This is a genomic window from Pseudomonas sp. B2021, from assembly GCF_018135665.1.
GTDB lineage: Bacteria > Pseudomonadota > Gammaproteobacteria > Pseudomonadales > Pseudomonadaceae > Aquipseudomonas > Aquipseudomonas lactis.
The window spans coordinates 2,162,477-2,187,763 of record NZ_SMOF01000001.1; the positions used below are offsets into that span (position 1 = coordinate 2,162,477).

22 protein-coding genes and 4 tRNA genes are annotated in these 25,287 nt (G+C 60.0%); 12 read left to right on the forward strand and 14 right to left on the reverse strand.

All coding sequences use genetic code 11. The annotated features are described in order from the left end of the window. Nucleotides 1-216: 216 nt before the first annotated feature. Complete coding sequence (locus E1K68_RS09855) at nucleotides 217-756, reverse strand: TetR/AcrR family transcriptional regulator (protein ID WP_003190116.1); 540 nt, start codon at nucleotides 754-756, stop codon at nucleotides 217-219. 91 nt (nucleotides 757-847) lie between these two features. Between E1K68_RS09855 and E1K68_RS09860 the strand changes: the two genes are divergently transcribed. The 3 genes from E1K68_RS09860 to E1K68_RS09870 all read left to right on the forward strand — a co-directional run bounded on the left by E1K68_RS09860 (nucleotide 848) and on the right by E1K68_RS09870 (nucleotide 5,229). Then, nucleotides 848-2,035 carry an MFS transporter gene (locus E1K68_RS09860; RefSeq protein WP_212614015.1) on the forward strand — a complete coding sequence of 396 codons (1,188 nt, stop codon included), beginning with the start codon at nucleotides 848-850 and terminating at the stop codon, nucleotides 2,033-2,035. Nucleotides 2,036-2,146: 111 nt separating this feature from the next. Next, entirely contained in the window at nucleotides 2,147-3,295 is a 1,149-nt protein-coding gene (locus tag E1K68_RS09865; RefSeq protein ID WP_034135207.1) for a TDT family transporter, read from the forward strand. Between the two features lie 59 nt (nucleotides 3,296-3,354). Beyond that, nucleotides 3,355-5,229: an MFS transporter gene (locus E1K68_RS09870; RefSeq protein WP_212614016.1), complete on the forward strand. Its 1,875-nt coding sequence runs from the start codon at nucleotides 3,355-3,357 to the stop codon at nucleotides 5,227-5,229. A gap of 108 nt (nucleotides 5,230-5,337) precedes the next feature. Here E1K68_RS09870 and sugE read toward each other — a convergent pair whose 3' ends face one another. The 3 genes from sugE to rdgC form a co-directional block, all read right to left on the reverse strand. Then, entirely contained in the window at nucleotides 5,338-5,652 is a 315-nt protein-coding gene (gene sugE, locus E1K68_RS09875) for a quaternary ammonium compound efflux SMR transporter SugE (RefSeq protein ID WP_010211634.1), read from the reverse strand. 112 nt (nucleotides 5,653-5,764) lie between these two features. After that, nucleotides 5,765-6,724, reverse strand: a complete 960-nt coding sequence (locus E1K68_RS09880; protein WP_003190129.1) for a bile acid:sodium symporter family protein — start codon at nucleotides 6,722-6,724, stop codon at nucleotides 5,765-5,767. A gap of 166 nt (nucleotides 6,725-6,890) precedes the next feature. Beyond that, nucleotides 6,891-7,811 carry a recombination-associated protein RdgC gene (rdgC, locus tag E1K68_RS09885; protein ID WP_003190130.1) on the reverse strand — a complete coding sequence of 307 codons (921 nt, stop codon included), beginning with the start codon at nucleotides 7,809-7,811 and terminating at the stop codon, nucleotides 6,891-6,893. A 159-nt stretch (nucleotides 7,812-7,970) separates the two neighbouring features. Here rdgC and E1K68_RS09890 point away from each other — a divergent pair. The 4 genes from E1K68_RS09890 to E1K68_RS09905 all read left to right on the forward strand — a co-directional run bounded on the left by E1K68_RS09890 (nucleotide 7,971) and on the right by E1K68_RS09905 (nucleotide 8,490). Next, nucleotides 7,971-8,046 (forward strand) — tRNA-Val (locus E1K68_RS09890). A gap of 19 nt (nucleotides 8,047-8,065) precedes the next feature. Beyond that, nucleotides 8,066-8,142 (forward strand) — tRNA-Asp (locus tag E1K68_RS09895). A gap of 176 nt (nucleotides 8,143-8,318) precedes the next feature. Then, nucleotides 8,319-8,394: transfer RNA gene (locus E1K68_RS09900), tRNA-Val, on the forward strand. A gap of 19 nt (nucleotides 8,395-8,413) precedes the next feature. Then, a tRNA-Asp gene (locus E1K68_RS09905) sits at nucleotides 8,414-8,490 on the forward strand. Nucleotides 8,491-8,579: 89 nt separating this feature from the next. On the opposite strand, the gene E1K68_RS09910 is transcribed toward E1K68_RS09905, so the two are convergent. Both E1K68_RS09910 and E1K68_RS09915 read right to left on the reverse strand, forming a co-directional pair. Beyond that, nucleotides 8,580-9,713 carry a catalase family protein gene (locus E1K68_RS09910; protein WP_212614017.1) on the reverse strand — a complete coding sequence of 378 codons (1,134 nt, stop codon included), beginning with the start codon at nucleotides 9,711-9,713 and terminating at the stop codon, nucleotides 8,580-8,582. A 29-nt stretch (nucleotides 9,714-9,742) separates the two neighbouring features. Then, nucleotides 9,743-11,551 (reverse strand): di-heme-cytochrome C peroxidase, encoded by a 1,809-nt coding sequence (locus E1K68_RS09915; RefSeq protein ID WP_212614018.1) that lies wholly within the window; start codon nucleotides 11,549-11,551, stop codon nucleotides 9,743-9,745. Between the two features lie 247 nt (nucleotides 11,552-11,798). On the opposite strand from E1K68_RS09915, the gene E1K68_RS09920 reads away from it, so the two are divergent. The 4 genes from E1K68_RS09920 to E1K68_RS09935 all read left to right on the forward strand — a co-directional run bounded on the left by E1K68_RS09920 (nucleotide 11,799) and on the right by E1K68_RS09935 (nucleotide 14,470). After that, nucleotides 11,799-12,539 (forward strand): FKBP-type peptidyl-prolyl cis-trans isomerase, encoded by a 741-nt coding sequence (locus tag E1K68_RS09920; RefSeq protein WP_005786709.1) that lies wholly within the window; start codon nucleotides 11,799-11,801, stop codon nucleotides 12,537-12,539. Nucleotides 12,540-13,210: 671 nt separating this feature from the next. Then, on the forward strand, nucleotides 13,211-13,666 hold the full coding sequence (locus E1K68_RS09925; protein WP_003190134.1) for a YkvA family protein: 456 nt from the start codon (nucleotides 13,211-13,213) through the stop codon (nucleotides 13,664-13,666). A 97-nt stretch (nucleotides 13,667-13,763) separates the two neighbouring features. Next, nucleotides 13,764-14,102, forward strand: coding sequence for a helix-turn-helix transcriptional regulator (locus E1K68_RS09930; protein ID WP_212614019.1), 339 nt, complete (start codon nucleotides 13,764-13,766; stop codon nucleotides 14,100-14,102). Further along, entirely contained in the window at nucleotides 14,099-14,470 is a 372-nt protein-coding gene (locus tag E1K68_RS09935; protein ID WP_003190138.1) for a hypothetical protein, read from the forward strand. Before E1K68_RS09930 ends, E1K68_RS09935 begins: the two co-directional genes overlap by 4 nt. Here the strand turns inward: E1K68_RS09935 and E1K68_RS09940 are convergent. From E1K68_RS09940 to E1K68_RS09975, 8 genes are all read right to left on the reverse strand, one after another. Then, a complete protein-coding gene (locus E1K68_RS09940) occupies nucleotides 14,467-16,236 on the reverse strand; it encodes a bifunctional diguanylate cyclase/phosphodiesterase (RefSeq protein ID WP_003190139.1) in 1,770 nt (589 codons plus the stop codon). The genes E1K68_RS09935 and E1K68_RS09940 overlap by 4 nt on opposite strands. A gap of 117 nt (nucleotides 16,237-16,353) precedes the next feature. After that, entirely contained in the window at nucleotides 16,354-18,435 is a 2,082-nt protein-coding gene (locus E1K68_RS09945) for a carboxy terminal-processing peptidase (protein ID WP_223816873.1), read from the reverse strand. Nucleotides 18,436-18,796: 361 nt separating this feature from the next. Then, complete coding sequence (locus E1K68_RS09950) at nucleotides 18,797-19,450, reverse strand: HAD family hydrolase (protein ID WP_192001921.1); 654 nt, start codon at nucleotides 19,448-19,450, stop codon at nucleotides 18,797-18,799. Nucleotides 19,451-19,483: 33 nt separating this feature from the next. Further along, entirely contained in the window at nucleotides 19,484-20,473 is a 990-nt protein-coding gene (locus E1K68_RS09955; RefSeq protein ID WP_003190143.1) for an ABC transporter ATP-binding protein, read from the reverse strand. Then, nucleotides 20,470-21,270, reverse strand: coding sequence for an ABC transporter permease (locus E1K68_RS09960; RefSeq protein ID WP_003190144.1), 801 nt, complete (start codon nucleotides 21,268-21,270; stop codon nucleotides 20,470-20,472). Before E1K68_RS09960 ends, E1K68_RS09955 begins: the two co-directional genes overlap by 4 nt. Further along, the gene (locus E1K68_RS09965; protein WP_003190145.1) at nucleotides 21,257-22,102 is read right to left on the reverse strand and encodes an ABC transporter permease subunit; all 846 of its coding nucleotides are present in this window, start codon (nucleotides 22,100-22,102) and stop codon (nucleotides 21,257-21,259) included. Before E1K68_RS09965 ends, E1K68_RS09960 begins: the two co-directional genes overlap by 14 nt. Continuing rightward, nucleotides 22,099-22,905 (reverse strand): alkaline phosphatase family protein, encoded by an 807-nt coding sequence (locus E1K68_RS09970; protein WP_003190148.1) that lies wholly within the window; start codon nucleotides 22,903-22,905, stop codon nucleotides 22,099-22,101. Before E1K68_RS09970 ends, E1K68_RS09965 begins: the two co-directional genes overlap by 4 nt. Nucleotides 22,906-23,084: 179 nt before the next feature. Then, a complete protein-coding gene (locus tag E1K68_RS09975; RefSeq protein ID WP_003190150.1) occupies nucleotides 23,085-24,161 on the reverse strand; it encodes an ABC transporter substrate-binding protein in 1,077 nt (358 codons plus the stop codon). Nucleotides 24,162-24,512: 351 nt separating this feature from the next. Here E1K68_RS09975 and E1K68_RS09980 point away from each other — a divergent pair, with 351 nt between their 5' ends. Continuing rightward, on the forward strand, nucleotides 24,513-25,226 hold the full coding sequence (locus E1K68_RS09980) for a UTRA domain-containing protein (protein WP_034135004.1): 714 nt from the start codon (nucleotides 24,513-24,515) through the stop codon (nucleotides 25,224-25,226). The last annotated feature ends 61 nt before the right edge of the window (nucleotides 25,227-25,287 follow it).

Below are 25,287 nucleotides of genomic sequence, written 5' to 3' on the forward strand. Positions count from 1 at the left end.
GCTTTTGCAAAGTGAGCCGCCGTCAGGGCGGAACCCTAAGTGGCCGTTACCGCAGGAATGGATAGGTACTCGGTATAACAGTCTCGGCTGTCATGCCGCCTTCGCGAACAAGCCCGTTCCCACAGTGGGATCGTGGGGTGTCAGGTAGATAAGCATCGGCTGGAAGGCCGTCATCGCAGGCAAGCCAGCTCCCACATTTTGGTCGGCGCACGCGCTTTAGTTTTTTAGTGTCAGTTCGATCAGGGCGTGCAGCTCTTCTACCGCCAACGGCTGGGCCGAAAACAGAATACGAAACACCGTCGGTGCGGCGAGCAGGTTGATCAGATGGTCAACGCTCGGCGGCTGTTCCTGCGGGTAGCGGTCCACGATCACCTGCAACTGCCCACTCAGGATGCTCACGCAATACCCAGGCGTGGGGCTGCTTTGCACGTCGCGCATCATGTTGCGCCCCACTTCCGAACTCATCTCGTCCAGGTATTGCTCGGCCCAGGCTTGCAGGTCGCCGCGCAGGCTGCCGGTGTTGGCCGGCTCGCAGTCTGGACGCATGCGCGCCAAGGCCACATCGGCCAGCAGCACGGAGAGGTCGCCCCACCGGCGGTAGACAGTAGAAGGCGTGACGCCTGCGCGCGCCGCAATCATCGGCACGGTGACGCTGGACCGCTCATGGGTTTCCAGCAGTTCGCGCACCGCTCCGTGGACGGATTCTTGTACCCGGGCACTACGGCCCCCCGGGCGGAGGCCTTCTTTGATCGCCATGGGCAGGACCTTAACACAAAGAATTTGCTTTAAGCGCCAGCGAGTAGCACACTGCGCAAAAGCAAAGTATTAGCTTTAGCGGAGCGTGCCCATGTCCAGCGTCATCTCTCAGCGGTCCAGCCTGGCGTTTCTGGTGATCACCGTGCTGACCTTTCTCGCTGCCTCCAGCGCGCCGACGCCGTTGTATCAGGTGTATCAAGACCACCTGCATTTTTCTGCGGCGATGCTCACGGCGATTTTCGGCGTGTATGCCGTGAGCCTGCTCGCGGCGCTGCTCACCGTGGGCTCGCTTTCGGATTACCTGGGGCGCAAGCCAGTGATCTTCGCCGCGCTGCTGCTCAATAGTGTGGCGATGCTGCTGTTTATCGTTGCTGACAGCACCGCCTGCCTGCTGGCCGCCCGCGCCTTGCAGGGTTTCGCGACCGGCACGGCGACCGCGGTATTGGGGGCGACGCTGCTCGACACCGACCGCATGCGCGGCCCGATGCTCAACAGCCTTGCACCGATGCTCGGCATGGCCAGTGGTGGCCTGGGCAGTGGGCTGCTGGTGGAGTTCGCGCCATGGCCGACCCAATTGATCTATTACGCCCTGCTGGGCTTGATGGTGTTGCAGGCTCTGTATGTGTGGCGCCTGCCTGAAACGGTCAGTCGCATACCGGGCGCCTTGAAGTCCCTGGCGCCAACCCTGCATGTGCCACCGCAAGCGCGCCGCGCGTTGTGGTTGGCGATGCCATTGAATGTGGCCGTGTGGGCGCTGGGTGGGTTCTTTTCCTCGTTGGCGCCGTCGTTGGTGCGCGTCGCCACGGGTTCGACCTCGCACTTGATCGGCGGCGGGCTGGTGGCGGTGGTGACCTTGAGCGGTGCGGTGATGATCTACAGCCTGCGCAACCATGCGGCTGACAGGGTGACGCGCTTGTCGGCTGCACTGCTGGCCGTGGGCGTGGGGTTGCTGCTGGTTGCCGTAAACACCGCCAGCCTGTGGCTGTTCTTTATCGCCAGTGTGATCGCAGGCCTGGGCTTCGGCGGCGGTTTCATGGGTAGTGTGCGCAGTATCGTGGGCCTGGCGTTGCCCCATGAGCGGGCGGGCCTGATGTCGGCGTTCTACGTATTGAGCTACCTGGCGTTCTGCGTGCCAGCACTGTTGGCGGGTAACCTGAGCCGCGTGTTTGGCCTGATCGCGACTACGGACGGCTACGGTGCGGTGCTTATTTTGCTGTCTCTCGGCGCGCTTGTTGGGTTGTTGTGGCGGGACACGGCGCAGGCAAGGGCAAGCGCATGATTGCGATTAATATAGGTAAAATAGATAACAGTTAGAGATATTACCCGTTATATAGATATTCGATCAGGTTCTATCATGGTTTCAACCTCAAATGAGGAAGAGGATTTACCCATGACCTGCTCGACCACTCACCGCTACAAACCCTTCAGTCACCTGACCCGTCCCCGGGAAGTGATTCGCCAGTTCACCCCGAACTGGTTCGCCGCGACCATGGGCACCGGTGTGCTGGCGCTGGCCTTGGCTCAGTTGCCAGTCAACTTGCCAGGTTTGCACGCTGTCGCCGAGGGCCTGTGGCTGTTCACCATCGGCTTGTTTGTGCTGTTCAGCGTGCTGTATGCCGCCCGCTGGGTGATGTTTTTCCACGAGGCGCGACGCATCTTCGGGCACTCAACGGTCTCGATGTTTTTCGGCACCATCCCCATGGGGCTGGCGACCATTCTCAACGGTTTGCTGCTGTTCGGCCTGCCGCGATGGGGCGGTGATGTGATCCCGTTGGCCGAGGCCTTGTGGTGGCTGGACGTGGCCATGTCCCTGGCCTGCGGCGTACTGATCCCGTTCATGATGTTCACCCGCCAGGAGCACAGCATCGACCAGATGACCGCTGTCTGGCTGTTGCCTGTAGTGGCTGCCGAAGTGGCGGCGGCCAGCGGCGGCTTACTCGCGCCGCACCTGTTAGACGCCCATTCGCAACTGGTGATGCTGGTGACCAGCTACGTGCTGTGGGCGTTTTCCCTGCCGGTGGCGTTCAGCATACTGACCATCCTGATGCTGCGCATGGCCTTGCATAAGTTGCCTCACGCCAATATGGCAGCGTCGAGCTGGTTGGCGCTGGGCCCCATCGGTACCGGTGCTCTGGGCATGTTGTTGCTCGGTACGGATGCCCCTGCGATCTTCGCCGCCAATGGCCTGGCCAGTGTCGGTGAAATGGCCCACGGCCTGGGCCTGATTGCGGGCATCACCCTGTGGGGGTTCGGCTTGTGGTGGATGTTGATTGCGGTGTTGATCACCCTGCGCTATCTGCGTGCCGGTATCCCGTTCAACCTGGGCTGGTGGGGGTTCACCTTCCCATTGGGGGTTTACGCCCTGGCCACGCTGAAATTGGCGAGCCTGCTGCAGCTGGAATTTTTCAGTGTGTTTGGCAGTGTGCTGGTGGTTGCGCTGGCGCTGATGTGGCTGATCGTGGCCAAGCGCACCGTGCAGGGCGCTTATAAAGGCGAGCTTTTTGTTTCGCCTTGTATTGCCGGGCTAGCGAATAAGTAAGCAGTATTAGGTAAAGTCGTGGCCTGATAAATAAAGGCCACGCAGGAACACGGACGACGATGAGCCATCCTTCCCAATTCACCTTGCTGCGCACGCGGCGCTTCTTGCCGTTTTTCATCACCCAATTGCTGGGTGCGTTCAACGACAACATCTTCAAGCAGTCGCTGATCCTGGCCATCCTTTACAAGCTCACCATCGAGGGCGACCGCTCCATTTGGGTCAACCTGTGCGCCTTGTTGTTTATCCTGCCGTTCTTCCTGTTCTCGGCGTTGGCGGGGCAGTTTGGCGAGAAATTCAACAAGGACGCGTTGATCCGCGCGATCAAGATCGGCGAGATCGTGATCATGGCGGTGGGCGCGGCGGGCTTTTTGACCAATCATCTTGAGCTGATGCTGCTGGCGCTGTTTGCCATGGGCACTCACTCGGCACTGTTCGGCCCGGTGAAGTACTCGATCATGCCTCAGGCGTTGCACGACGATGAGTTGGTCGGTGGCAACGGCCTGGTAGAGATGGGCACGTTCCTGGCGATTCTGGCCGGCACCATCGGCGCCGGGATCATGATGTCTTCCACTCAATACGCGCCGGTGGTGGCGGTGGCGATTGTGGCCGTGGCGGTGCTGGGCTATTTGGCCAGCCGCAGCATCCCGCGCGCGGCGGCGTCGACACCGCAACTGCGCCTGGACTGGAATATCTTCACTCAGTCGTGGGCGACGTTGCGCATGGGCCTGGGGCAGACGCCAGCAGTGTCGCGCTCGATTGTCGGCAACTCATGGTTCTGGTTTGTGGGTGCGATTTACCTCACGCAAATCCCGGCCTATGCCAAGGAATGGTTGTACGGCGACGAAACCGTGGTGACCTTGATCCTAACGGTGTTCTCGGTGGGCATCGCCCTGGGCTCGATGCTGTGCGAAAAGCTCTCCGGGCGTAAGGTGGAAATTGGTCTGGTGCCGTTTGGTTCGTTTGGCCTGACCGTGTTCGGCCTGCTGCTGTGGTGGCACTCCGGCGGCTTCCCGCAGAACGTGCAACCCAACGATTGGCTCGCGGTGCTCAGCTACGGCCAGGCGTGGTGGGTGCTGCTCGATATCCTCGGCCTGGGTGTGTTCGGCGGCTTTTACATCGTGCCGCTGTATGCGCTGATCCAGTCGCGCACCGCCGAGAACGAGCGGGCGCGGGTGATCGCGGCCAACAACATTCTCAATGCACTGTTCATGGTGGTCTCGGCCATCGTTTCGATCCTGCTGTTGAGCGTGGCCAAGCTGTCGATCCCCGAGCTGTTCCTGGTGGTGTCGCTGCTCAACATCGCGGTTAACACTTACATCTTCAAAATCGTCCCCGAGTTCACCATGCGCTTCATGATCTGGCTGCTCAGCCATTCCATGTACCGCGTGGAGCATCGCAACCTGCAAGCCATCCCGGATGAAGGCGCGGCGTTGCTGGTGTGCAACCATGTGTCGTTTGTCGATGCGCTGTTGATTGGCGGTGCAGTACGTCGGCCGATTCGCTTTGTCATGTACTACAAGATCTACCGCTTGCCGGTGCTCAATTTTATCTTCCGCACCGCCGGGGCGATTCCGATTGCCGGGCGCCATGAAGACATCCAGATCTACGAACAGGCGTTCGCGCGCATTGCCCAGTACCTCAAGGATGGCGAGTTGGTGTGCATCTTCCCGGAAGGCAAGCTGACGGCCGATGGCGAGATGAATGAGTTTCGCGGCGGGGTGACGCGCATCCTGGAGGAGACGCCGGTGCCGGTGATCCCGATGGCATTGCAGGGGTTGTGGGGGAGTTTCTTCAGCCGCGATCCGAACAAGGGTTTTTTCCATCGGATCTGGTCGCGGGTGGTGTTGGTGGCGGGTGAGCCGGTGGCCGTGGAGGGGGCGACGCCTGAGCAGTTGCAGGCTGTGGTGGGTGGTTTGCGGGGGAGTGTCAGGTAGTTTTTCGTTGTTTGTCAGCGCCTCATCGCAGGCAAGCCAGCTCCCACATTTGACTGTATTCACAATTCAAACTGTGGGAGCTGGCTTGCCTGCGATAGCGATAGTGGCTTATGTCGAGATCTTGAGGCCAATCAACCCACAAATAATCAACGCCACACTGGCCAACCGAAACAGCGCCATGGACTCCCCAAACAGGATAATCCCGGCAATCACCGTGCCTACGGCCCCCACGCCGGTCCAGATGGCATAGGCGGTACCCAGCGGCAGTTCCTTCATGGCCAGCCCCAATAGCCCAAGGCTGACGGCCATGGCGGCAATGGTCAGGGCGGTGGGCAGCGGCTTGCTGAACCCGTCGGTGTACTTCAGGCCGACGGCCCAGCCCACTTCAAACAACCCGGCAAAGAACAGAATGATCCAGGACATGATGACCTCGCTTCTATCAAAGTGGGGTCGTCCCCGGGTAAGCGCTTGATAGCGTCGCGAGGTCGTCCCCGCGAAGTTCGGTAGAGTGCCGAAATTGGACCGTGCGATCAAGTTACGGCGTGGTTTCCAGCGCGCGACGGTCTTCCTTCTCGCTCATGCGCCGGAAGTAGGTCGACAGCAACGCTCCGGAAATATTGTGCCAGACGCTGAACAACGCGCTGGGCACTGCCGCCAGCGGCGAAAAGTGTGCACTGGCCAAGGCGGCACCCAACCCGGAGTTCTGCATGCCCACTTCCAGGGCCAGCGACTTGCGTTGCGCCAGGGGCAGCTTGAACAGGCGCCCGGTGAAGTAGCCCAACAGGTAACCGAAGCTGTTGTGCAACATCACCACGGCCATGATCAGCAGGCCCGACTCGGCAATCTTGCCTTGGCTTGCGGCAACCACGGCCGCGACGATGATCACAATGCTGACCACCGACACCAGTGGCAGCACGTCCACCGCATGCCTTACCCGATCACCGAGCAAGCGCTGCGCGACCACGCCCAGTACGATGGGTAGCAGCACCACTTGCAGGATCGACCAGAACAGCTCCATGAACGACACCGGAAGCCAGGCCGAGGCCAGCAGCCAGATCAATGCCGGTGTGAGCAGCGGAGCGAGGAGGGTGGTGACCGCGGCAATCGCCACCGATAACGCCAGGTCACCCCGGGCCAGCCAGGTCATGACATTGGACGACGTGCCACTTGGGCAACAGCCGACCAGGATCACGCCAACGGCTATTTCCGCTGGCAAATGGAACGCCTGGCACAGCAACCATGCCACGCCCGGCATGATCACGAAATGCGCGACCACGCCCAAGGCCACGCGCCAGGGGTGGCGAGCGACTTCGGCGAAGTCTTCCAGTTTCAAGGTCAACCCCATGCCGAACATCACCAGGCCCAGCAGTGGGACGATGGCGCTTTTCAGGCCAATGAACCAGCTGGGTTGGAGAAAGGCGACAACGGCAAAGATCAACACCCAATAGGCAAAGGTGTTGCCGACGAAGCGGCTCAAGGCGGCGAGTGCGCGCATGGGGATGTCCTTTTTTATTCGATTTCTGAGTTGTCAATGCAATCAAGTGTGGGAGCTGGCTTGCCTGCGATAGCGGTGTATCAGCCAGAATAGTGGCGACTGATACACCGCTATCGCAGGCAAGCCAGCTCCCACACTGACCGTGCCCACATTGGATCGGTGTTGCTTAGATGCCCTGTGGTGTCTCTTCGCCGCCCAGTGCCTCAACCAACGCCGGCAGGAACTCGCCGAAGGTCAGCATCATCAAGGTAAAGCTGGCATCCAGTTGGCCCAGGGCTTCATCACCGCCGTCCTGTTCCGCCTGGTCTTGCAGCAGGTCTTCGAACTTCAGGCGTTTGACGGTCATCTTGTCGTCGAGCATGAAGGACAACTTGTCCTGCCACGCCAGGGACAGTTGGGTCACGACCTTGCCGGTGGTCAGGTGCAACTGGATCTCTTCGCTGGTCAGGTCCTGGCGCTTGCAACGCACGATGCCGCCGTCTTCGTGGGTGTCGCGCAGTTCGCATTCGTCGAGGACGAAGAAGTCGTCGGCCGGTTTCTGGGTGGTGACCCAGTCGGTCATGATTGCAGTTGGGGCGGTTTTTACCGTCAGCGGGCGGACCGGCAGGGTGCCGATCACTTCGCGCAGGGTCGACAGCAGGTCTTCGGCGCGCTTGGGGCTGGCCGAGTTGACCAGGATCAGGCCCTGTTTCGGCGCGATCGCAGCGAAGGTCGACGAGCGACGGATAAAGGCACGGGGCAGGAAGGCCTGGATGATTTCATCCTTGATCTGGTCGCGCTCCTTCTTATAGACCTTGCGCATCTGCTCGGCTTCGATCTCTTCGACTTTCTCTTTAAGTGCATCACGCACCACGCTACCCGGCAGGATGCGTTCTTCCTTGCGGGCGGCAATCAGCAAGAAATCGCCGCTGACGTGAACCAGGGGAGCATCTTCACCTTTACCAAACGGTGCGACGAAACCGTAAGTAGTCAACTCCTGGCTTGCACAAGGGCGCGCCAGCTTGGTGGCCATGGCCGCTTCCAACGCCTCGGCATCAACAGGCAGATCTTGGGTCAGGCGATAGATAAGCAGGTTCTTGAACCACATGGGGTGAGTCTCTCCTCTATACAAAGGGGGGCATTATTCTCTTGATCACGCCGCAGGCCAACCCTGCCTAAGCCATTGGAAGGGCTGAAAAAAAAGATTTAAGAAAGTGCTTGCCAGACTTAAGGTCGCTCCGTAGAATGCGCGCCACACCGAAACGAAGGGTGATTAGCTCAGCTGGGAGAGCGTCTGCCTTACAAGCAGAATGTCGGCGGTTCGATCCCGTCATCACCCACCATTCGCTTCATGTGTTACGCGCAGCGGTAGTTCAGTCGGTTAGAATACCGGCCTGTCACGCCGGGGGTCGCGGGTTCGAGTCCCGTCCGCTGCGCCATATTCGGTCACCTGGAACGCTGAACGCCAGGTAGCCAAAGAAGCCCGCTCATTGAGCGGGCTTTTTTCTGCCCGAAATATGGCAAAAAATCGTGCGCTAAACTTTTTTTAAATAAATTGCATTTAAATCAAGACATTACGATTTTTTGGTGTATGATGCGCCCACACCGAAACGAAGGGTGATTAGCTCAGCTGGGAGAGCGTCTGCCTTACAAGCAGAATGTCGGCGGTTCGATCCCGTCATCACCCACCATTCGCTTCATGTGTTACGCGCAGCGGTAGTTCAGTCGGTTAGAATACCGGCCTGTCACGCCGGGGGTCGCGGGTTCGAGTCCCGTCCGCTGCGCCATATTCGGCAACTTGGAACACTGAACGCCAGGTAGCCACAAGAAACCCGCTCATTGAGCGGGTTTTTTTTCGCCTGCGATTTAACGCGCCTTACGGTGCGTTGCGGCTGTGGCGGTAATCGCTGACGGCTTCGTACACCGCTTTGCGCAGCCGGTTGATGCCGCCGATGGGGCGGTGCGCTTCCAAACCGAACCAGGGGTTGAACGACTGGTTATCGCACGCCAGGTTCTGCGCCGGCGTGTCGAAGTCCTGAGCGGGAATCCTGACCTTGGCCACGGTTTCATACGGCGCGTCGCTTTCCTTCCATTCGATGCTGGTGTCTTCTATGGGCATGAACGCCTGCGGGTTTTGCCGCTGGATCTGTAGCACAAAACACGCATCTACACGATCGGTGGACAGTTGCTGGTTGAGCGCGCTGCGCAGGAAGTTGGGCAGGTCCTCGTTCTGTTTGGGCAGCACATAATCCGGGCAGCTTTGCGGGTCGGGCGCGACGCGAAACTTGGCGTTGGCCGCGCCAAACTTGTAGGGCGACACTGAAAAGTAAGTCGTCTGCGTCGGGCTGGCCGGTGCGGGCGCCAGGGTTGCCAGGGCGATAAACAAGTGACGCACTTGCCAGCTGCGCGGGTCGAGCTTGGGAAAGAACGCCAGGACCTTCTTGCCATCCGCTTGCGCACCGACGTTCTGCGCGTATTCCGCGACATCGCTGACAAAGAAGTTCGGATGGCTGAACATCACGAAATCCTGCTCGGTACGCGCTTGCTGGTCGGCCATCAGTTGCTTGCCCGGCACATCCAACAGCTTGATCGCCATGCCGCGGGCATCGCGGATGCTGTCGAATTGCGGGTAGGCGTTGCCGTTGGACAGGCGCATTGTCGCCTGCCAGGTCTTGCCTGGTTCTGCGAACACGCCCTGGCGCAAGGCCGGGTCGAGATCTGCCAGAACGCTGACCTCGGCTTTCACGCACCCATGGGCCTTGGCATGGGCATCACGCAGGTAGCGAGTGCCTTCGCGATGCTGGTCAACGATGCGCACGGCGGTCTGGATGATGCCTTGGGTCATCGTCGCTTCACCCGGCGGGATCTGTTCCTTCACCGACACCGGGCCCCTGTGCTGCCAGGCGAACCAGGCCGTGGCCAACACCCACCCCAGCAGGCCCAGGCCCAGTAGCCACAGCAGGGTTTTACCCACAAAGGCGCCAAGGCGCAGCCAGAGACGAGCAAGCATGGAGCGGTCCTTGTTTTGCGATCGGATAATCATGGCAGTTGTTGCTCCAGAGGGCCGCCCAGCACTTTGAGGTATTCGAGCAGCGCCCAGCGTTCCTGCGGCAGCAGGCCACGGCCGATAACGCCATTGCCACGCTCGCCGGCACGGAATTCGTGGCCGCTGTTGTGGTTGCCGGTGATTCTGGTATCGAACAGGAAGGCATTCTTGAAGGCGATGGTCTCAAACCCCAGGTGACGCGGGTCGTAGTTGAAGGTGCCTTTATAGAAGGTGGTGCTGCGTTCGTCCTGGGGCGAGAGCAGTTGGTAGATCGTCGGCACCGAACCGTTGTGAAGGAACGGCGGGGTGGCCCATACGCCGGCCAGCGGCCGCGCCTTGTAGGCACGCAACTCGCGCACGCCGATGGGCAGGCCGAACCCGTCCAGGCCTGGGCGCTCGGCCGGGGTGACGCCGGCCGCACGGTAGGCATGCTCTTCGACGAAGGCCGTGACATAGGCCAGGCCCTGGGCCACCGACATTTTTTTCAGGTCCATCGGCGCGGTGGGGGTGGGGTGCAGTTCGACATTGAGCCGGGCCAGTTCGGCCGGGTCCCATTGCAGGGCACTGAGGTCGTAGCGTTGGTCGGCAATGTTGTTGGCCGTGCCGGGGTCGGTGCCGATGTAGTCCACCGGCAGCATTTTCAACTGCTGCACCGGGCGGCCGTTTTCTTGGGTAACGGTGGGCAGGTGGCAGCCGGCGCAGTTCTCGGCAAAGAGTGTGCGGCCCTGGGCGGCGAGGGATTTGTCGATGGCCCCGAACAAGTCTTGCGGCCAGGTCGGCGGCTTGAGCCGTTGCAGGGTTTCTTCGATCAGGTGCAGGTCGCGCACCCGTACGCTGGACGGGTAGCGGGCATCGCCTTTGAGCGGTTGCCCGGCTGCGTCGAAGAACGCCAGGGTCGCGCCTACGCCAAGGGCTTCGCCGATGTTGCGCGCCATCGGCTGCTGGGCCGAGCCATTCCACTGCACCCAATCGAAGGTCCAGATGTCCCACAGCTGCGGGTAGTCCACCGGCGCATTGGCGACGCGATAATTGTCTGGGGAAATAGCGTCGCCAAAACTGGCGTTGGCGATGCGCCCAAAGGCATCCGTACGGCCCGGGCCTTCTTCGGTGGGGTAAAGGCCGCGATGGGTGTCATTCCAGGCGACTTTGAGGAACTGGTTCAACGATTGCTTGAAGTCCGTGCGCAGTTGATCGCGCTGAGCATCGTACTGATCCCCCAGCACCTTGTGGGCGAAGCGCTCGAACTTCCATGGGTTGTAATAGGTAGCGGCCAGGCTGGCGACCAGGGCCTGGCCGAAACTGCCGCCGCGCAACGTGGGAACGCTGGAGGGCAGCACGTGTTGCGCCGAGCCGCCGTCGATGCGCAGGGCCTGGCCCTTGAAGTGCAATTCGCCGGTGTGGCAGGCCGCACAGGTGATATCCAGGTACTGAGCCTTGCTGTCGGCGTTCTGGTGCCGGGCGAACCCTACCGGCAGGTTGCCAGGGTTTTGCGCGGTGGCCGTCTGCTTGGGGTCGACCAGGAAGCCGAAGCGCGCCAGGTATTCCGGCGCGGCAAAGCGTTGCTCGGAGAACGGCAGCTCCAGGGCGGTGAACCAGTCGTAGTGCAGGCCTTTTACTTGGGTGCCCTGGGGCGTGAAGTAGTAGGTCTGGCGGTCGGCGGCACTCCATTGCTCCTGGTAGTGCACCTGCTTTACTGGAACGTAGTCCGGCAGCTTTGGGTTGAGGGTGTAGTAGAGCACCACGGCCAGAATCAGGCCCAGTGCGATCAGTATCAGGAGTAAAACACGGGAAAAAATGCGCAAGATAACTATCCTTGTCGAATTGTCGCGTTGTTATGCCACTGCGCCACAGGTGCGGCAAGTAGCAATTGGCCCGCTATCAGGCGGTCCCGCGATCCGTCGCGGGGCCCCATGATAAATGGAAATGCTTTTAAACACGTGAACTTATCAGAAGTTTCCTGCTCACATGCCGGTAGCCATTGGTCGTGGCCGCCTGATAAGCTCGCGACTTTATTCGAATGCCCTTATGGCGCATGAACAAGGAAATAGCATGAAACAGCATCGGTTGGCGGCGGCGGTGGCCCTGGTTAGCCTGGTACTTGCGGGTTGTGATTCGCAGACCAGCGTAGAGCTGAAAACCCCGGCGCAAAAAGCTTCCTACGGCATCGGCCTGAACATGGGCAAGAGCCTTGCCCAAGAAGGCATGGACGACCTGGACTCCAAAGCTGTTGCCCAGGGCATCGAAGATGCCGTAGGCAAGAAAGAGCAGAAGCTCAAGGACGATGAGCTGGTTGAAGCGTTTGCCGCACTGCAAAAGCGTGCTGAAGAACGCATGACCAAAATGAGCGAAGAGTCGGCAGCCGCTGGCAAGAAATTCCTCGAAGACAACGCCAAGAAAGACGGTGTCGTCACCACCGCTTCCGGCCTGCAGTACAAGATCGTGAAGAAGGCCGACGGCGCCCAGCCTAAGCCAACCGACGTGGTGACTGTTCACTACACCGGCAAGCTCACCAACGGCACCACCTTTGACAGCTCCGTAGATCGCGGTAGCCCGATCGACCTGCCGGTCAGCGGCGTGATCCCGGGTTGGGTCGAAGGCCTGCAACTGATGCACGTGGGCGAGAAGGTTGAGCTGTACATCCCGTCCGACCTGGCCTACGGCGCCCAGAGCCCGAGCCCGGCGATCCCAGCGAACTCCGTGCTGGTATTCGACCTGGAACTGCTGGGCATCAAGGACCCAGCCAAGGCAGAAGCGGCTGACGCACCTGCTGCACCAGCCGCCAAGAAGTAATCGGCGCCTGAACATACAACGCCCCGTCTCGACGGGGCGTTGTTGTTTTCGGCGTTGGTCAAACGACGCAAAATTCCCTGTGGGAGCGGGCTTGCTCGCGAAAGCGGCTTGGCAGTCAACACAGTTGGATGGTGTACATGCAAAAGTAAGCAAAACGCTCTTGCCCCACCACTCGGCACCTCGCCTAGGCTCGGTGTGCCCGTAATCCGCCAGTGATTTGGGGCGGCTAAACCGGCATCCCTGCCGGTTTACCCCCCAAACCCCTGTCGAATTCCGGCCAGCGTGGTTTAACGGGGCGCCAAAGATCAAGATCACAAGCAGATCAAGAGCGGCTCGCTTCGCATCGTGGTTAGCGTTGGCTGCTATAGCCTGTAGTGTTGTGTAGAGACTTATGGCAATCGCAGGCAAGCCAGCCCCTACGTTGAAGCCTCTGCAAATCCAAACGAACGTCCGCAATCGGACACAGTCTGATATAAGACTCGAGCACGGGTAGCCGCACATACATGCCAAGTCAATGAATTCTTGGGTTTTTTTTATGTGCGCAAAAAACGCCCGATCTGACTGTAGGCCTTGTAGTCCGTGGCTTTCAGCCGATAAAACAGGCTCTGTTCACAAGGTTATCCACAATTTGTGTGGATAACCTTTTATGTCGCCTGGAACTGGAGTGCCCTATGAAACCACCGTTCAATTTCACCCGTTTCCTGCCTATGGCCGCGCGCTTGCTCGGTCGTGGGCGTTTGCCAACCTTGCTGTTTGCCGTCGCTGCCAAAGGCTCAAGCCAGGGCAATCGGCTCGGCCAGCTCAAGGATGATCTCAAGTTGCTGCAGGCCCTGTGCCTGGCTTACTGGCGCGGCGAATACCGTGCGATCAGCCCTAAGGCGTTGATCTCGGTGGTGGCGGGGCTGATGTATTTTCTTAGCCCGATTGATGCGATTCCGGATTTTCTTCCCATGTTCGGCATGCTCGACGACATCGCCGTGCTGGCGTGGGTCATGAAGACCCTGAGCGGCGAGCTGAGCGCCTTTCGTACCTGGCGCGATGCGCAACGTCCGGAAAAACTTGCGGTGGTTGAGCGCCTGCCTGCGACGCCTGAGCTGTTGGCCCGGGAAAACCCGCAAAAAAACTAATGATGCCTGGTATCCCCCGGCGACCTTCGTGGCTGTTAGGATTACACTCTTAAGGAAATAACTTACTTAGTAAGTGTTTTTATCCTACGGGGCAGTCATGGATATCCAGATCATTTCACGCGATGGCGAACCCGAGTATGCGGTGTTGCCATGGGACCAGTACCAGGCGCTGCTAAAAGCCGCCGGTCAGTTGCAACCGCCACGCGCTTCTCCTTCTGTTGCACCCACCGCCTCCGAGCAGGACCTGCGCCCGCTTGCAGCCCTGCGCGGCCTGCGTGAGGCCAAGGGCCTGGCAATCGAGGCCCTGGCGCGTACCGTGGGCATCAGCCCTTCGTATCTTGGATTGATAGAAAGTGGTGAACGCCAGCCGGATGCCGCCATTCGCCGCAGCCTGGCCTGGGAATTGGGCGTTGCAGGTTGGAGGGATGAGTATTGAGCCTACGTATCAGCCGTCAACACTGGGATGGGTTAATCAATGAACTGGACCAGGCACGTCGCCAGCGCCATTTGCTGACGTATCGTGCGCTGCTGGAGCGCCTGCAATTCCCCACGCCGGCCATGCAGACCCTGGCTGCGGCCCTGGAGCACCTGGCGGCGCTGGATGCCAAGGCGGAGCAACCGCTGCGCAGTTCCCTGGTGATCAGCCAGGGCGCGAGCCGCCTGCCACGCACCGGTTTTTTTGAGTGTGTGGAGCGCCTGGGGCGGTTCAGCGGGCCTTCCGATGGTGTGGCCGCTGCGTCCTGGCATGCATCCGAAGTGGTGCGGGTGTTCGAGTACGAGTACCCGGAATCTGCCGAGGCCTAAAGCGCCTGGGAGCAGGTGTCCATGCTGTCGATCACGTGGATGCTGTAGCCCGCAACATCCTTGGCATGGTGCTTGGCTTGTGAAGCCAGCTCTGCCAATTGGCTGGCATCGAGTTGCGCACAGGCCTGTGGATACAAATGCACCACGCCGATGGACAGCGACAGCAATGCAAATTCCTGGCGCGCGCCCTGGCGGTTGAGGGCCACGAAGCACCCAGCCTCAAGGTGTTCAGCGCGGTAGAAGCGCCGGCATTGGGTGTGGAAATCGTCCAGCAATTGGTTGAGCCGCTTGCGCCAATCCTGCGGGCCCAACACCAGCAGAAAGTCATCGCCGCCAATGTGCCCGACAAAGTCGCGGCTGGGGTCTACCCGATCGTTCAAGCACTGCGCCAGGCACAGCAGCACTTCATCCCCGCGCCCGTAGCCGTAGATATCGTTGAACGGCTTGAAACTGTCGATATCCACATAGCAGATCACCGACTCGCGCTGTTGCTGCAACAGCCTAGTGAGGCACTGCTGGATCGGCACGTTGCCAGGCAGCAAGGTCAGCGGGTTGGCGTAGCGGGCCTGCTGGATTTTCAGTTCGGTGATCAATTTGAGCACGTCGATAACCCGGCCCAGCCCCAGATAATCACCGTTCAGGGTGATGATGAAATCCTCTTCGATGCGTTGTCGTGCGCGGCTGGTCAATAAGCGGCTGACCTGCTGCAAGGACTGGCTCAGTTCCACCGCCAAAAAATCATCGCTCATCAAGCGGCTGATGGGTTTGCGCGCGAACAAGTCGGTCGCGAATGGCTTGAGCAGCGCGTCCGATAGCGAATGCCGGTGCACAATGCCGACCGGGCGACCGCAGCCGTCCAACACCGCCAGCGAGTTGAGGTTGGCCTGGCGGCGGAACGATTCCAGCACTTGGGCGGTGGCGGTGTCTTGATCCACGGCGGGCTGCTCATTGAGCAGGGCGCTCAGGTCACTGCCTTCATCATTGAGGGCCAGCATGGCGTTATCCGGTTTGGGCAGCATCAGGCGCGCTTCCTGCGGGGGCTGTTCCTGAGGGCGGCAGAGCAGGTAGCCCTGGACCAGGTCGACGCCCATTTCGGTCAATACCGCCAGTTCTTCCGGCAACTCGATGCCTTCGGCAATCACTTGGGCGCGGGACGCCTTGGCGATCTGCAGGATGGAGCCGACAAACTCGCGCTTGAGGGCGTCCTGGTGAATGCCGTCGATAAAATGCCGGTCGATCTTCACGTAGTCCGGGCGCAGTTCCGACCACAAGCGCAAGCTGGAATAACCGGCGCCCAGGTCATCGAGTGCGATGGCAAAACCCATGTCGCGGTAGTGGTGCAAGGCGGTTTGCAACAGCGCGAAATCGTCGGTGGGCGCCTGCTCGGTGAGTTCGATCACCACCTGGCTGGGAGAAATACCGAAGTCGCGCAACAGTTGCAGGGTGCGCCCTGGCTGATGCGCGTGCTCCATCAACGATTCCGGCGAGATATTGAGGAACAGCTTGCCCGGCAGTTTCTGCTCGCTGAAGCGTCGGCATGCACGCTCTCGGCACGCCATGTCCAGCTCGCTCAGGCGCCCGGCATGGCTGGCCACCGAGAACAGCGCGACGGGGGAGTGCAGCGGGCTGTTGGACGGGCCGCGACTGAGGGCTTCGTAACCGAGGATGCGCCGCTCTGACAGGCAGATGATCGGTTGGAACAGGCTGTGCAAACTGCCTTGAGCCAGGATTGAGCCCAATGCATTCAGCTGTTCGGTCATGGTCATGGCGGTCTCGATCAAAAAAAAGGACCGCAGGCGTAAACCTGCGGTCCTTTTATTTCACGACAGAATGATGTCTATATGATGACACTCCGAGGAGCGATCACATTAAATCGCCATCATTTACTGCTTGGCCACCTGCTTGGTGATCTTCAGGTAATCCAGCAGGATCCGGCCAGTCTCGGCCAAGTAGGCGTCGTCTTCCGGCTTGGTTTTATCCGCCTCGGTCGGCAGCGCGTCTTCATCTTCTTTCTTCAGCTCTTTGAGCGGGTCTTCACCTTTGGCCTTACGGCGGGTGTTTTCCAGCACCAGTTGCTGATTCTCGATGCTGGAGTGCTGTGCACGGCGATCCGCTTCGTTGAGGCTGACGGTCTTCTCTTCCATCAGCTTCTTGGCCAGGGCCAGCTTGTCGCGGATAAACACGAACTCGGCATCCTTGGCAGAGCGGGTGTCGTGGTCAGCCTTCAGCTGTGCCAGGAACGGCTTGAACGGATCCGACGCCGGCTTGATCGCAGGGCGGATGGTGTCCCACGGCATGGCTTCAGGCAGGGCGCTTTCGCCAATTTCCTTGGTGTCGATGATCGACGGGAAATCGATATCCGGCAGTACGCCCTGATGCTGGGTGCTCTGCCCGGAGACCCGGTAGAACTTGGCCAGTGTCAGCTTAAGCTCGCCATGGTTCAGCGGCTGGATGGTCTGCACGGTGCCTTTGCCGAAGGTCTGGCCGCCGATGATCAGTGCACGGTGGTAGTCCTGCATGGCACCGGCGAAAATCTCCGAGGCCGAGGCCGAGAGGCGGTTGACCAGCAGCGCCATCGGCCCTTTGTAGAAGGCCCCCGGGTTCTCGTCTTCGAGCACGTCGACACGGCCGTCAGCGTTGCGTACCAACACGGTCGGGCCCTTGTCGATAAACAGGCTGGTCAGCTCGGTGGCTTCCTGCAGGGAGCCGCCGCCGTTGTTGCGCAGGTCGATGACCACGCCGTCGACTTTCTCTTTCTGCAGTTCTGTGAGGATTTTCTTCACGTCGCGGGTGGTGGACTTGTAGTCCGGATCACCGGCACGGAACGCCTTGAAGTCCAGGTAGAAGGCCGGGATTTCAATCACCCCCAGCTTGTAGTCCTTGCCATCCTGCTTGAGGTTGAGGACTTTCTTCTGCACGGCCTGGTCTTCGAGCTTCACCGCTTCACGGGTGATGGACACGATCTTGCTGGTCTGGTCGTTCGGTGCATTGGTGTGCGGAATCACTTCCAGGCGCACCACGCTGCCTTTAGGCCCACGGATCAGCTTGACCACTTCGTCCAGGCGCCAGCCGACCACATCGACCATCTCTTTGTCGGCCTGGGCCACGCCGATGATCTTGTCGGCCGGTGCCACTTGCTTGGTTTTGTCAGCCGGGCCTGCCGGCACCAGACGTACAATCTTCACCTGGTCATTGTCGCTTTGCAGGACGGCACCGATGCCTTCCAGGGACAGACTCATATTGATATCGAAATTTTCCGCGTTATCTGGCGACAGATAATTGGTGTGCGGGTCGTAGGACATCGCAAAGGTGTTGATGTAGGCCTGGAAGATATCCTCGGCACGGGTCTGGTCCAGGCGCGCCAGCTGGTTTTTGTAGCGCTTGGTCAACAGCTCTTGAATGGCCTTGGGCTCTTTGCCGGCGATCTTCAAGCGCAGCACTTCGTCCTTGACGCGTTTGCGCCACAGGTCGTCCAGGGCTGCGGTGCTGGTCAGCCAAGGGGCGTCCTTGCGGTCCACCAGAAGGGTTTCTTTCTGGGTGAAATCGAGCTTGTCGACGCCTTTGTTCAGCTCACCCAGGGCGAAGTCCAGACGCGCTTTGACGCGGTCCAGGTAGCGCTTGTAGATGGTGAAGCCAGGCTGCAGGTCGCCGCTCTTGAGGAAGTCGTCGAATTGCGTCTTCCACTTGTCGAACTCAGCGATATCGCTGGCCAGGAAGTAGCTGCGCGACGGGTCCAGCAGCTTGAGGTAGCTGTCGTAGATGATCACTGAGCGAGCGTCGTCCAGCGGCGGCTTGCTGTAGTGATGGCGCTTGAGCAACTCGACGACGTTAAGGCTGGCAATCACCTCATCGCGATCAGGCTGAAGGTTGTCCCAGCTATTGGCTGCGAACGTATTGGTCGACATCGACGCGAAGCCGAGACCAATGAAAAAAGCGAGGGCGGTGCTGGGGAACAGATGCTTCATGCTGATTCGACGCGGGGGCAATTGATAACGCATATTAGGCCGTCTTTGAGGGAGCCGGTTCCATATGGTCCGGTCGCATAATGCAAAAAGCCCGGCGCTACAGCACCGGGCTCAGTCCAGACTCACTATGGAGGCACTGTGAAAGCATTGCAAGGCGTTGACGGTGATGTGGGGGGCTAGAACAACCCCGTCCTACGTTCGGTGTAGTCCATATTGCCAATAGCCTGGCCGAAACCTAGATTGAAATGCAGTCAGTGTGGGAGCTGGCGTGCCTGCGATAGCGGTGTACCAGATGAAGAATTCTTCACTGTTGCACCGCTATCGCAGGCAAGCCAGCTCCCACAGGTTGATCTCTATTGAGTCAGGTCCAGTGATGGACCGGCCAGCCGGCCTTTTCGGCATGGGCGCGCAACACCGGATCCGGGTTCACTGCCTGCGGGTGATCCACCTTGAGTAGCAGCGGCAAGTCATTGCGCGAGTCCGAATAGAAATAGGCACCTTCAAGGGTTTCGCCTTCCTGCGCCAGCCATTCCACCAAGCGCGTGATCTTGCCCTCACGATAGGTCAGCACGCCTACGGTCTTACCGCTGTACACGCCGTGGCTGACTTCTAGGTTGATCCCCAGCACTTCCTCAATGCCGATACGCGCCGCAATCGGCGTGACCAGGTGAGTGCCCGACGCGGAAATCACCAGGATCCGGTCGCCGTTCGCGCGGTGGCGGGCGATGGTCTTGGTGGCGTCGCTGTAGATCAGCGGCTCGATCACGTCCTCGACCCACGGCTCCACCAGGTGCTCGATTTCTTCCGGAGTGCGGCCGATCATCGGCTCCAGGCTGAAATCCATGAAATCTTCCATCCGCAGCTGGCCCTGGCTGTAGGCGTCCATCAGCTCGTTGTTCCGGCGCATGAACGACTCAGGGTCTACCCAGCCGAGGCGGCCCATCTGTTCGCTCCACAGCGTGGCGCAGTCGCCGTGAATCAGGGTGTCGTCCAGATCAAAAATTACCAATGCCATCCTTCATGCTCTCTCTCAATAGGTCGCTGCCTGTCAGGCTACTTCACACAGTGCGCTGGGGTCGATGGAAAGTGCCAGGCGCTGGCCATCCGGGTGCAGGTCGTCGGCCGAACGATTGAGTACGTCCACCACCAGCTCGACACCGCGGGCTTCGATGCGGTAGCGAATCACGTTACCCAGCAGGCTGTGGCTACGCACCAGCGCATCGAGCTCGCCGCTGCGGCTCAACTCGATGGCTTCGGGGCGAATCGCGATGCGCCCGCTGATCGGCCGTTGCAGCAGTTGGCTGGCCTTGTCGGCATCGAGCAGGTTGTAGTTGCCGATAAACCCGGCAGCGAACGCATCCACCGGCGCGGTATAGAGGGTTTCGGCATCGCCGCTCTGCACGATCTTGCCCTGGTTCATCAAGAAGATGCGGTCGGACATGGTCAGGGCTTCTTCCTGGTCGTGGGTCACGAAGATCGTGGTCAACCCCAGTTCGCGCTGGATCTGGCGGATCTGTTCGCGCAAATGCTTGCGAATCCGTGCATCCAATGCCGACAGCGGTTCATCGAGCAGCAGCAGGCGCGGGCGGGTCACCAGGGAGCGGGCGAGGGCGACGCGCTGGCACTGGCCACCGGACATCTGGTGCGGGTAGCGGCCGGCCAGGTCCTTGAGCTCCACCAGTTGCAGCACTTCTTGTACGCGCTTGTGGCTGTCGTCGGCGTTGACTTTCTGCATGCGCAGGCCGAAGGCAACGTTCTGCTCTACGGTCATGTTGGGGAACAGCGCGTAGCTCTGGAACACCATGCCGATCTGGCGTTTCTGCGGGCTCAGGGGCACGATGTCCTGGCCATCCAGGAGGATTTGGCCACTGTCCACCGGGGTAAGCCCGGCGATACAGCGCAGCAGGGTGGATTTGCCGCAACCGGACGGGCCGAGCAGGGTGACGAACTCGCCTTTGGCGATCTCGCAATTGATATCGCTGAACACCGGGGTGCCGGTGTAGCCTTTTTGCAGGTGTTGGACGCTGACGAAGCTCATTGGCTTTTGTCCTTGTTCAAGAGCGTGGCGGCCCAGGTGAGCACCAGCACAAAGAAGAAATAGGAGATCACCACGGCACTGGTGAAATGGCCGCTGCTGTTGCGCATGTTGTTGAGGTACACCTGCAGGGTTTCGTAGCGGGTGCCGACGAGGATGTTGGCGAACACGAACTCGCCGAACAGGAACGAGAACGACAGCAGCAGCGCCACCATCAGGCCCTTGCGCAGGTTGGGCAGCACCACCAGGATCGCGGCCTGCCAGGTGCTGGCGCCGAGCAGTTGCGAAGCGTCCATCAGGTCGCGCAGGTTGATGGCTTGCAGGTTGTTGGTGATCGCGCGGTACATGAACGGCAGCGCGACGGTGAAGTAGCAGCCGATCAAAATCCACGGCGTGCCCACCATCGCCAGCGGCCCGGACCCGTACAGTTGCAGCAGACCCACCGAGGACACCACCGGCGGCACCGCGAAGGGCAGCAGGATGAGGATGTTCATCAGCGCGTCGAGCTTGGGAAAGTGGTAATGCACCACGAACAGCAGCGGCAAAATCAACACCACCGAAAGGATCAGTGCGCCCACGCACACCAGCAACGATTGCCCGAAGGCCATCAGAAAACGCGGGTCGCTCCACAGCTGTACATACCACTTCACGCTGAAGCCGGCGGGAAGGATGGTTGCCGACCAACTGCTGGAAATCGAGTAGACAAAGGTGCCTACCAAAGGCAGCACCAGGATCAGGAACAACAGGTACACCACCACCCGATGGTAGAGGGAGGCCGGGCCGGCTTCAGCGCGAGACATGGTAGCTCCTCTTGAGCAGCAATTGATGCACCACCGTGACCACGGTCATCAGCGCCACCAGCACCACGGCCAGGGCACTGGCCATGTTCGGGTCCAACGACACATCGCCGGACACCAGGCCCGCAATGCGAATCGGCAGCACGTTGAAGTTGCCGGTAGTAAGCGCATAGACCGTGGCGTAGGCGCCGAGGGCGTTGGCCAGCAGGATCACAAAGGTACCGAGCAGGGCCGGGGTGAGCACCGGCAGGCCGATATGCCGCCAGAACTGCCAGCCATTCGCGCCGAGCAGGGCGGCCGACTCGCGCCAGTCTTCGCGCAGTGCGTCGAAGGCCGGGTAGAGCAGCAGCACGCCGAGGGGAATCTGGAAGTAGGTATACAGGATGATCAAGCCGGTCTTCGAGTACAGGTTGAAGTCTTCTATGATCCCGGCCTGCTTGAGCATGAGGGTGATGCTGCCGTTGAACCCCAGCAGGATGATAAACGCGAAGGCCAGGGGTACGCCGGCGAAGTTGCTGGTCATGTTGGCGAACGCGGTGACAAAGTTGCGCAGCGGCGAATCCACTCGGCGCAGTGAATAGCTACCCAGGGTGGCGATGATGATGCCGAAGATGCTGGAGTAGAAACTGATCTCCAGGCTGAACTGGATCGCCTGCCGGTAGAACTTCGAGGTGAAGATGCGGGTGAAGTTTTCCAGGCTCCAGCCGGCCTCTTCGGTTTGCAGGCTGCTGATCAGCACCCACACCAGCGGCGCGATTTCGAACACGATAAAGAACAGTGCGAAGGGCAGCAGGCATAGCAGGGCCAGCCATTTGCCGCGGGTCAATGCATTCACTTGAGCAACTCCCGGCACACAGGTTTGTCGTGGGGCACGCCCAGCAGTTCGCAGACCGTGCCGCACAGGTCGGTCTGTTTCGGCGCAGCGTCAGTGTCCAGGCTGAAGGCGTCACCCAGGACAAACAGCGGCACTTCTCGTTCTTCGCGCAACAGGCCGTTGTGGGAGCGGTCGTTGTTCATGCCGTGGTCAGCGGTGACCAGTACCTGGTAGCCGGCATCGAGCCAGCCTTGCAGGTAGTCGGCCAGGATGATGTCCGCCGAGCGTGCGCTGTTGCGGTATTGCGCGGTGTCGAGGCCGTGCTTGTGGCCGGCATCGTCGATGTTCATCGGGTGCACCAGCAAAAAGTTTGGCGCGTGCTTGATCCGCAGGCTTTCCGCATCGGCGAACAGGTGGGAATCAGGGTAGTGGTCATTCCAGTAGAAATGCCCATGCTGGATCGCCAGCGCCTGGTCGTCGGTGTGACGATCGCGGGCGGCGAGAAAGGGCGTGCGGTTATACAACTCGCTGACCCAATGGTAAGCCGCCGCCGCGGTGCTCAAGCCTGCGTCGGTGGCGTAGTGGAAAATGCTGCGCTGGTTGGACAGGCGCGAGACGTTGTTGTGTACGATACCGCTTTGAATCGGCGGCACGCCGGTGAGGATGCACTCGTACAGCGGGCGGGACAGGGCAGGCAGTTCACATTCCAGTGTGTAAAGGGCTGCGCGTCCTGCGCCGACATAGGCCTGCAAGTGCCCCATGGCGTGCCGGGCGACCTCGAAGTTGAGGCCGTCGAGCACCACAAGGATGACATTGTGCTTCATGGGGGACTGGGGCTCCGCAACAAGATGGTATGGCTCAGTATCAACTTGGAATGGAATCAAATGTGGGAGCTGGCTTGCCTGCGATGGCGGTGTATCAGTGGACACAAATATTGAGTGTCAGACCGCTATCGCAGGAAAGCCAGCTCCCACACTGACCGCACCTCGATCAGAGAGACCGATTACTTCATTTCTACGATGACCTGCTCGTTCCACATCTGTGGCAGCTTCTTGGAAGTCGCTTCCCAGGCATCGGCATCCTTGATCGGCTGCGGGTTGGCCTTGGTGTACTGCTCGCCCGGGATCAGGTTCTTGGCAACGTCCGCCGGCAGTTTCAAGTCGGTTTCAGCGCGGATCGGACGCGCGTTGCCACGTGCCAGGTTGAGCTGGCCGGCATCGCTGAAGATGTATTCGCGGGTCAGCTTGGCGGCGTTCGGGTGCTTGGCGTATTTGTTGATGATGGTGGTGTAGCCGGATTTCACCGAGCCATCCGAGGGGATCAGCACCACGTAGTCATCCGGGTTGGCCATCTTGGCCTTGTAGCTCAGGCCGTTGAAGTCCCAGACGAGACCCACTTCGACTTCGCCTTTTTCCATGGTGGCGATGGTCGGGTTGGACAGTGAGAGGCGACCCTGCTGGGCGATCTTGGTGAAAAATTGCAGGCCCGGCGCGATGTTTTTCTCGTCGCCTTTGTTGGCGATGGCCGCGGCGAGTACTGCGTTCGAAGCCTGGGCGGCGGTGCTCACGTCACCCACCGATACCTTGTACTTGCCGGTTTGCAGGTCAGCCCAGGTGGTAGGCACTTCGGAGCCGTGCAGCAGTTTCTTGTTGACGATAAAGGCAATGGTGCCGGTGTAGGCCAGGGCCCAGTGACCGTCTTTGTCTTTCGCCCAATCCGGCACCTGGGCCCAGGTAGACGGTTTGTACGGCTGGGTGACTTCCTGCTTCACCGCGATCGGGCCGAAGGCCGCGCCCACGTCACCAATATCCGCGCTGGCGTTGTCTTTTTCGGCTTTGAACTTGGCGATTTCCTGGGCCGAGCTCATGTCGGTGTCGATGTGCTTGAGGCCGTAGGTTTTGGCCAGGTCTTCCCAGGTGCCTTTCCAGTTGGCCCAGTCATCGGGCATGCCGACGCTGTTGACGGCGCCCTCCGCTTTGGCGGCGGCTTCCAAGGTTTTTAGATCGGTATCAGCAGCCATGGCGGCGGTGCACATGGCAATGGTCGAGCCTAACAGTGATGCCAGGAAAAGCTGTTTCATCCGAAGCTCCTTTGGGCGTTTTCAACGCGGCGTTTTATCTGAACGTTAGCGGTGGTTTGGTCTAGGTCAGCAATACCTGAGCCAATCTAGGCCCCCTGGATGACAGTTTCATGTCGATGTCGTTTTTGAAGCGCTGATGTCGTTCAGCTCCGACTTAGCGTAGACCATGCCCAAGTGGCCGCAGGCCTTGGACTTGGCCGATGTATTGCAGGGTGTGGAAGACGCAGTCGACAGCCTTTGTCATCTGTCGGTCATCTGGAGTGCCTAGGCTGGCACCCAGCAGCAAAAGCCCAGATAGAGCGCGTTTTGTGCACCTGAACGGTGCTGGTCTAGTCCAGATAGGTAACGTTGATGCGTGATGAGGCAATCAAGGCGGTAACTTCCATCGGCCTGGCGCTGCAAGAGCAGATCGACCATGGCCTGTTGCCGCCTGCCAGCAAACTGCCCGCCGAACGCAAGCTCAGCGAGTTGTTTGGTACCACTCGGATTACCGTGCGGGAAGCCTTGTTACAACTGGAAGCCCAAGGGCAGATCTACCGCGAAGAGCGTCGGGGATGGTTCGTCTCGCCGCCACGGCTGGCCTATAACCTGATGCAGCGCAGCCACTTTCACGCGATGGTCAGCGATCAGGGGCGTGAGGCTTCCACGCAGGTCATTTCCGCACGCTTGCAACCGGCGTCTGCGGCGGTGTGCGCTTGGTTGCAATTGCCGGCGTTGTCGAGCGTGATCCAGATTTGCCGGGGCCGCAGGATTGACGGACGCCTGGTGTTGTACGTGGAGCACTACCTGAACCCGCAGTATTTTCCGGGGATCCTGGCGTGCGATTTGAATCAGTCGATGACTGAGCTGTATGCGCGCAAATATGACTTGCACTACGGGCGGGTGCGTTTCGAAATTGTGCCCACCTCACTGCCGGTGGAAGCGGCCGCTGCGCTGCGTGTCTCGGTGGGTAGCCCGGGCTTGCGCATCGCCCGGGTGAACTACGACCAGCATCAACGCCTGATCGACTGTGACCTGGAGTTCTGGCGGCATGATGCGATTCATGTGGGGGTGGATGTGGTGTAGCGGCTGATGCACCGCGATCCAATGTAGGAGCTGGCTTGCCTGCGATGGCATCGACTCGGTA

Excerpts from the sequence above, each read along its gene's own strand:
- E1K68_RS09855 (WP_003190116.1), bottom strand. The coding sequence starts at position 756 with ATGGCGATCAAAGAAGGCCTCCGCCCGGGGGGCCGTAGTGCCCGGGTA.
- E1K68_RS09860 (WP_212614015.1), top strand. The coding sequence starts at position 848 with ATGTCCAGCGTCATCTCTCAGCGGTCCAGCCTGGCGTTTCTGGTGATC.
- E1K68_RS09865 (WP_034135207.1), top strand. The coding sequence starts at position 2,147 with ATGACCTGCTCGACCACTCACCGCTACAAACCCTTCAGTCACCTGACC.
- E1K68_RS09870 (WP_212614016.1), top strand. The coding sequence starts at position 3,355 with ATGAGCCATCCTTCCCAATTCACCTTGCTGCGCACGCGGCGCTTCTTG.
- sugE (WP_010211634.1), bottom strand. The coding sequence starts at position 5,652 with ATGTCCTGGATCATTCTGTTCTTTGCCGGGTTGTTTGAAGTGGGCTGG.
- E1K68_RS09880 (WP_003190129.1), bottom strand. The coding sequence starts at position 6,724 with ATGCGCGCACTCGCCGCCTTGAGCCGCTTCGTCGGCAACACCTTTGCC.
- rdgC (WP_003190130.1), bottom strand. The coding sequence starts at position 7,811 with ATGTGGTTCAAGAACCTGCTTATCTATCGCCTGACCCAAGATCTGCCT.
- E1K68_RS09910 (WP_212614017.1), bottom strand. The coding sequence starts at position 9,713 with ATGCTTGCTCGTCTCTGGCTGCGCCTTGGCGCCTTTGTGGGTAAAACC.
- E1K68_RS09920 (WP_005786709.1), top strand. The coding sequence starts at position 11,799 with ATGAAACAGCATCGGTTGGCGGCGGCGGTGGCCCTGGTTAGCCTGGTA.
- E1K68_RS09925 (WP_003190134.1), top strand. The coding sequence starts at position 13,211 with ATGAAACCACCGTTCAATTTCACCCGTTTCCTGCCTATGGCCGCGCGC.
- E1K68_RS09930 (WP_212614019.1), top strand. The coding sequence starts at position 13,764 with ATGGATATCCAGATCATTTCACGCGATGGCGAACCCGAGTATGCGGTG.
- E1K68_RS09940 (WP_003190139.1), bottom strand. The coding sequence starts at position 16,236 with ATGACCATGACCGAACAGCTGAATGCATTGGGCTCAATCCTGGCTCAA.
- E1K68_RS09945 (WP_223816873.1), bottom strand. The coding sequence starts at position 18,435 with ATGAAGCATCTGTTCCCCAGCACCGCCCTCGCTTTTTTCATTGGTCTC.
- E1K68_RS09950 (WP_192001921.1), bottom strand. The coding sequence starts at position 19,450 with ATGGCATTGGTAATTTTTGATCTGGACGACACCCTGATTCACGGCGAC.
- E1K68_RS09955 (WP_003190143.1), bottom strand. The coding sequence starts at position 20,473 with ATGAGCTTCGTCAGCGTCCAACACCTGCAAAAAGGCTACACCGGCACC.
- E1K68_RS09960 (WP_003190144.1), bottom strand. The coding sequence starts at position 21,270 with ATGTCTCGCGCTGAAGCCGGCCCGGCCTCCCTCTACCATCGGGTGGTG.
- E1K68_RS09970 (WP_003190148.1), bottom strand. The coding sequence starts at position 22,905 with ATGAAGCACAATGTCATCCTTGTGGTGCTCGACGGCCTCAACTTCGAG.
- E1K68_RS09975 (WP_003190150.1), bottom strand. The coding sequence starts at position 24,161 with ATGAAACAGCTTTTCCTGGCATCACTGTTAGGCTCGACCATTGCCATG.
- E1K68_RS09980 (WP_034135004.1), top strand. The coding sequence starts at position 24,513 with ATGCGTGATGAGGCAATCAAGGCGGTAACTTCCATCGGCCTGGCGCTG.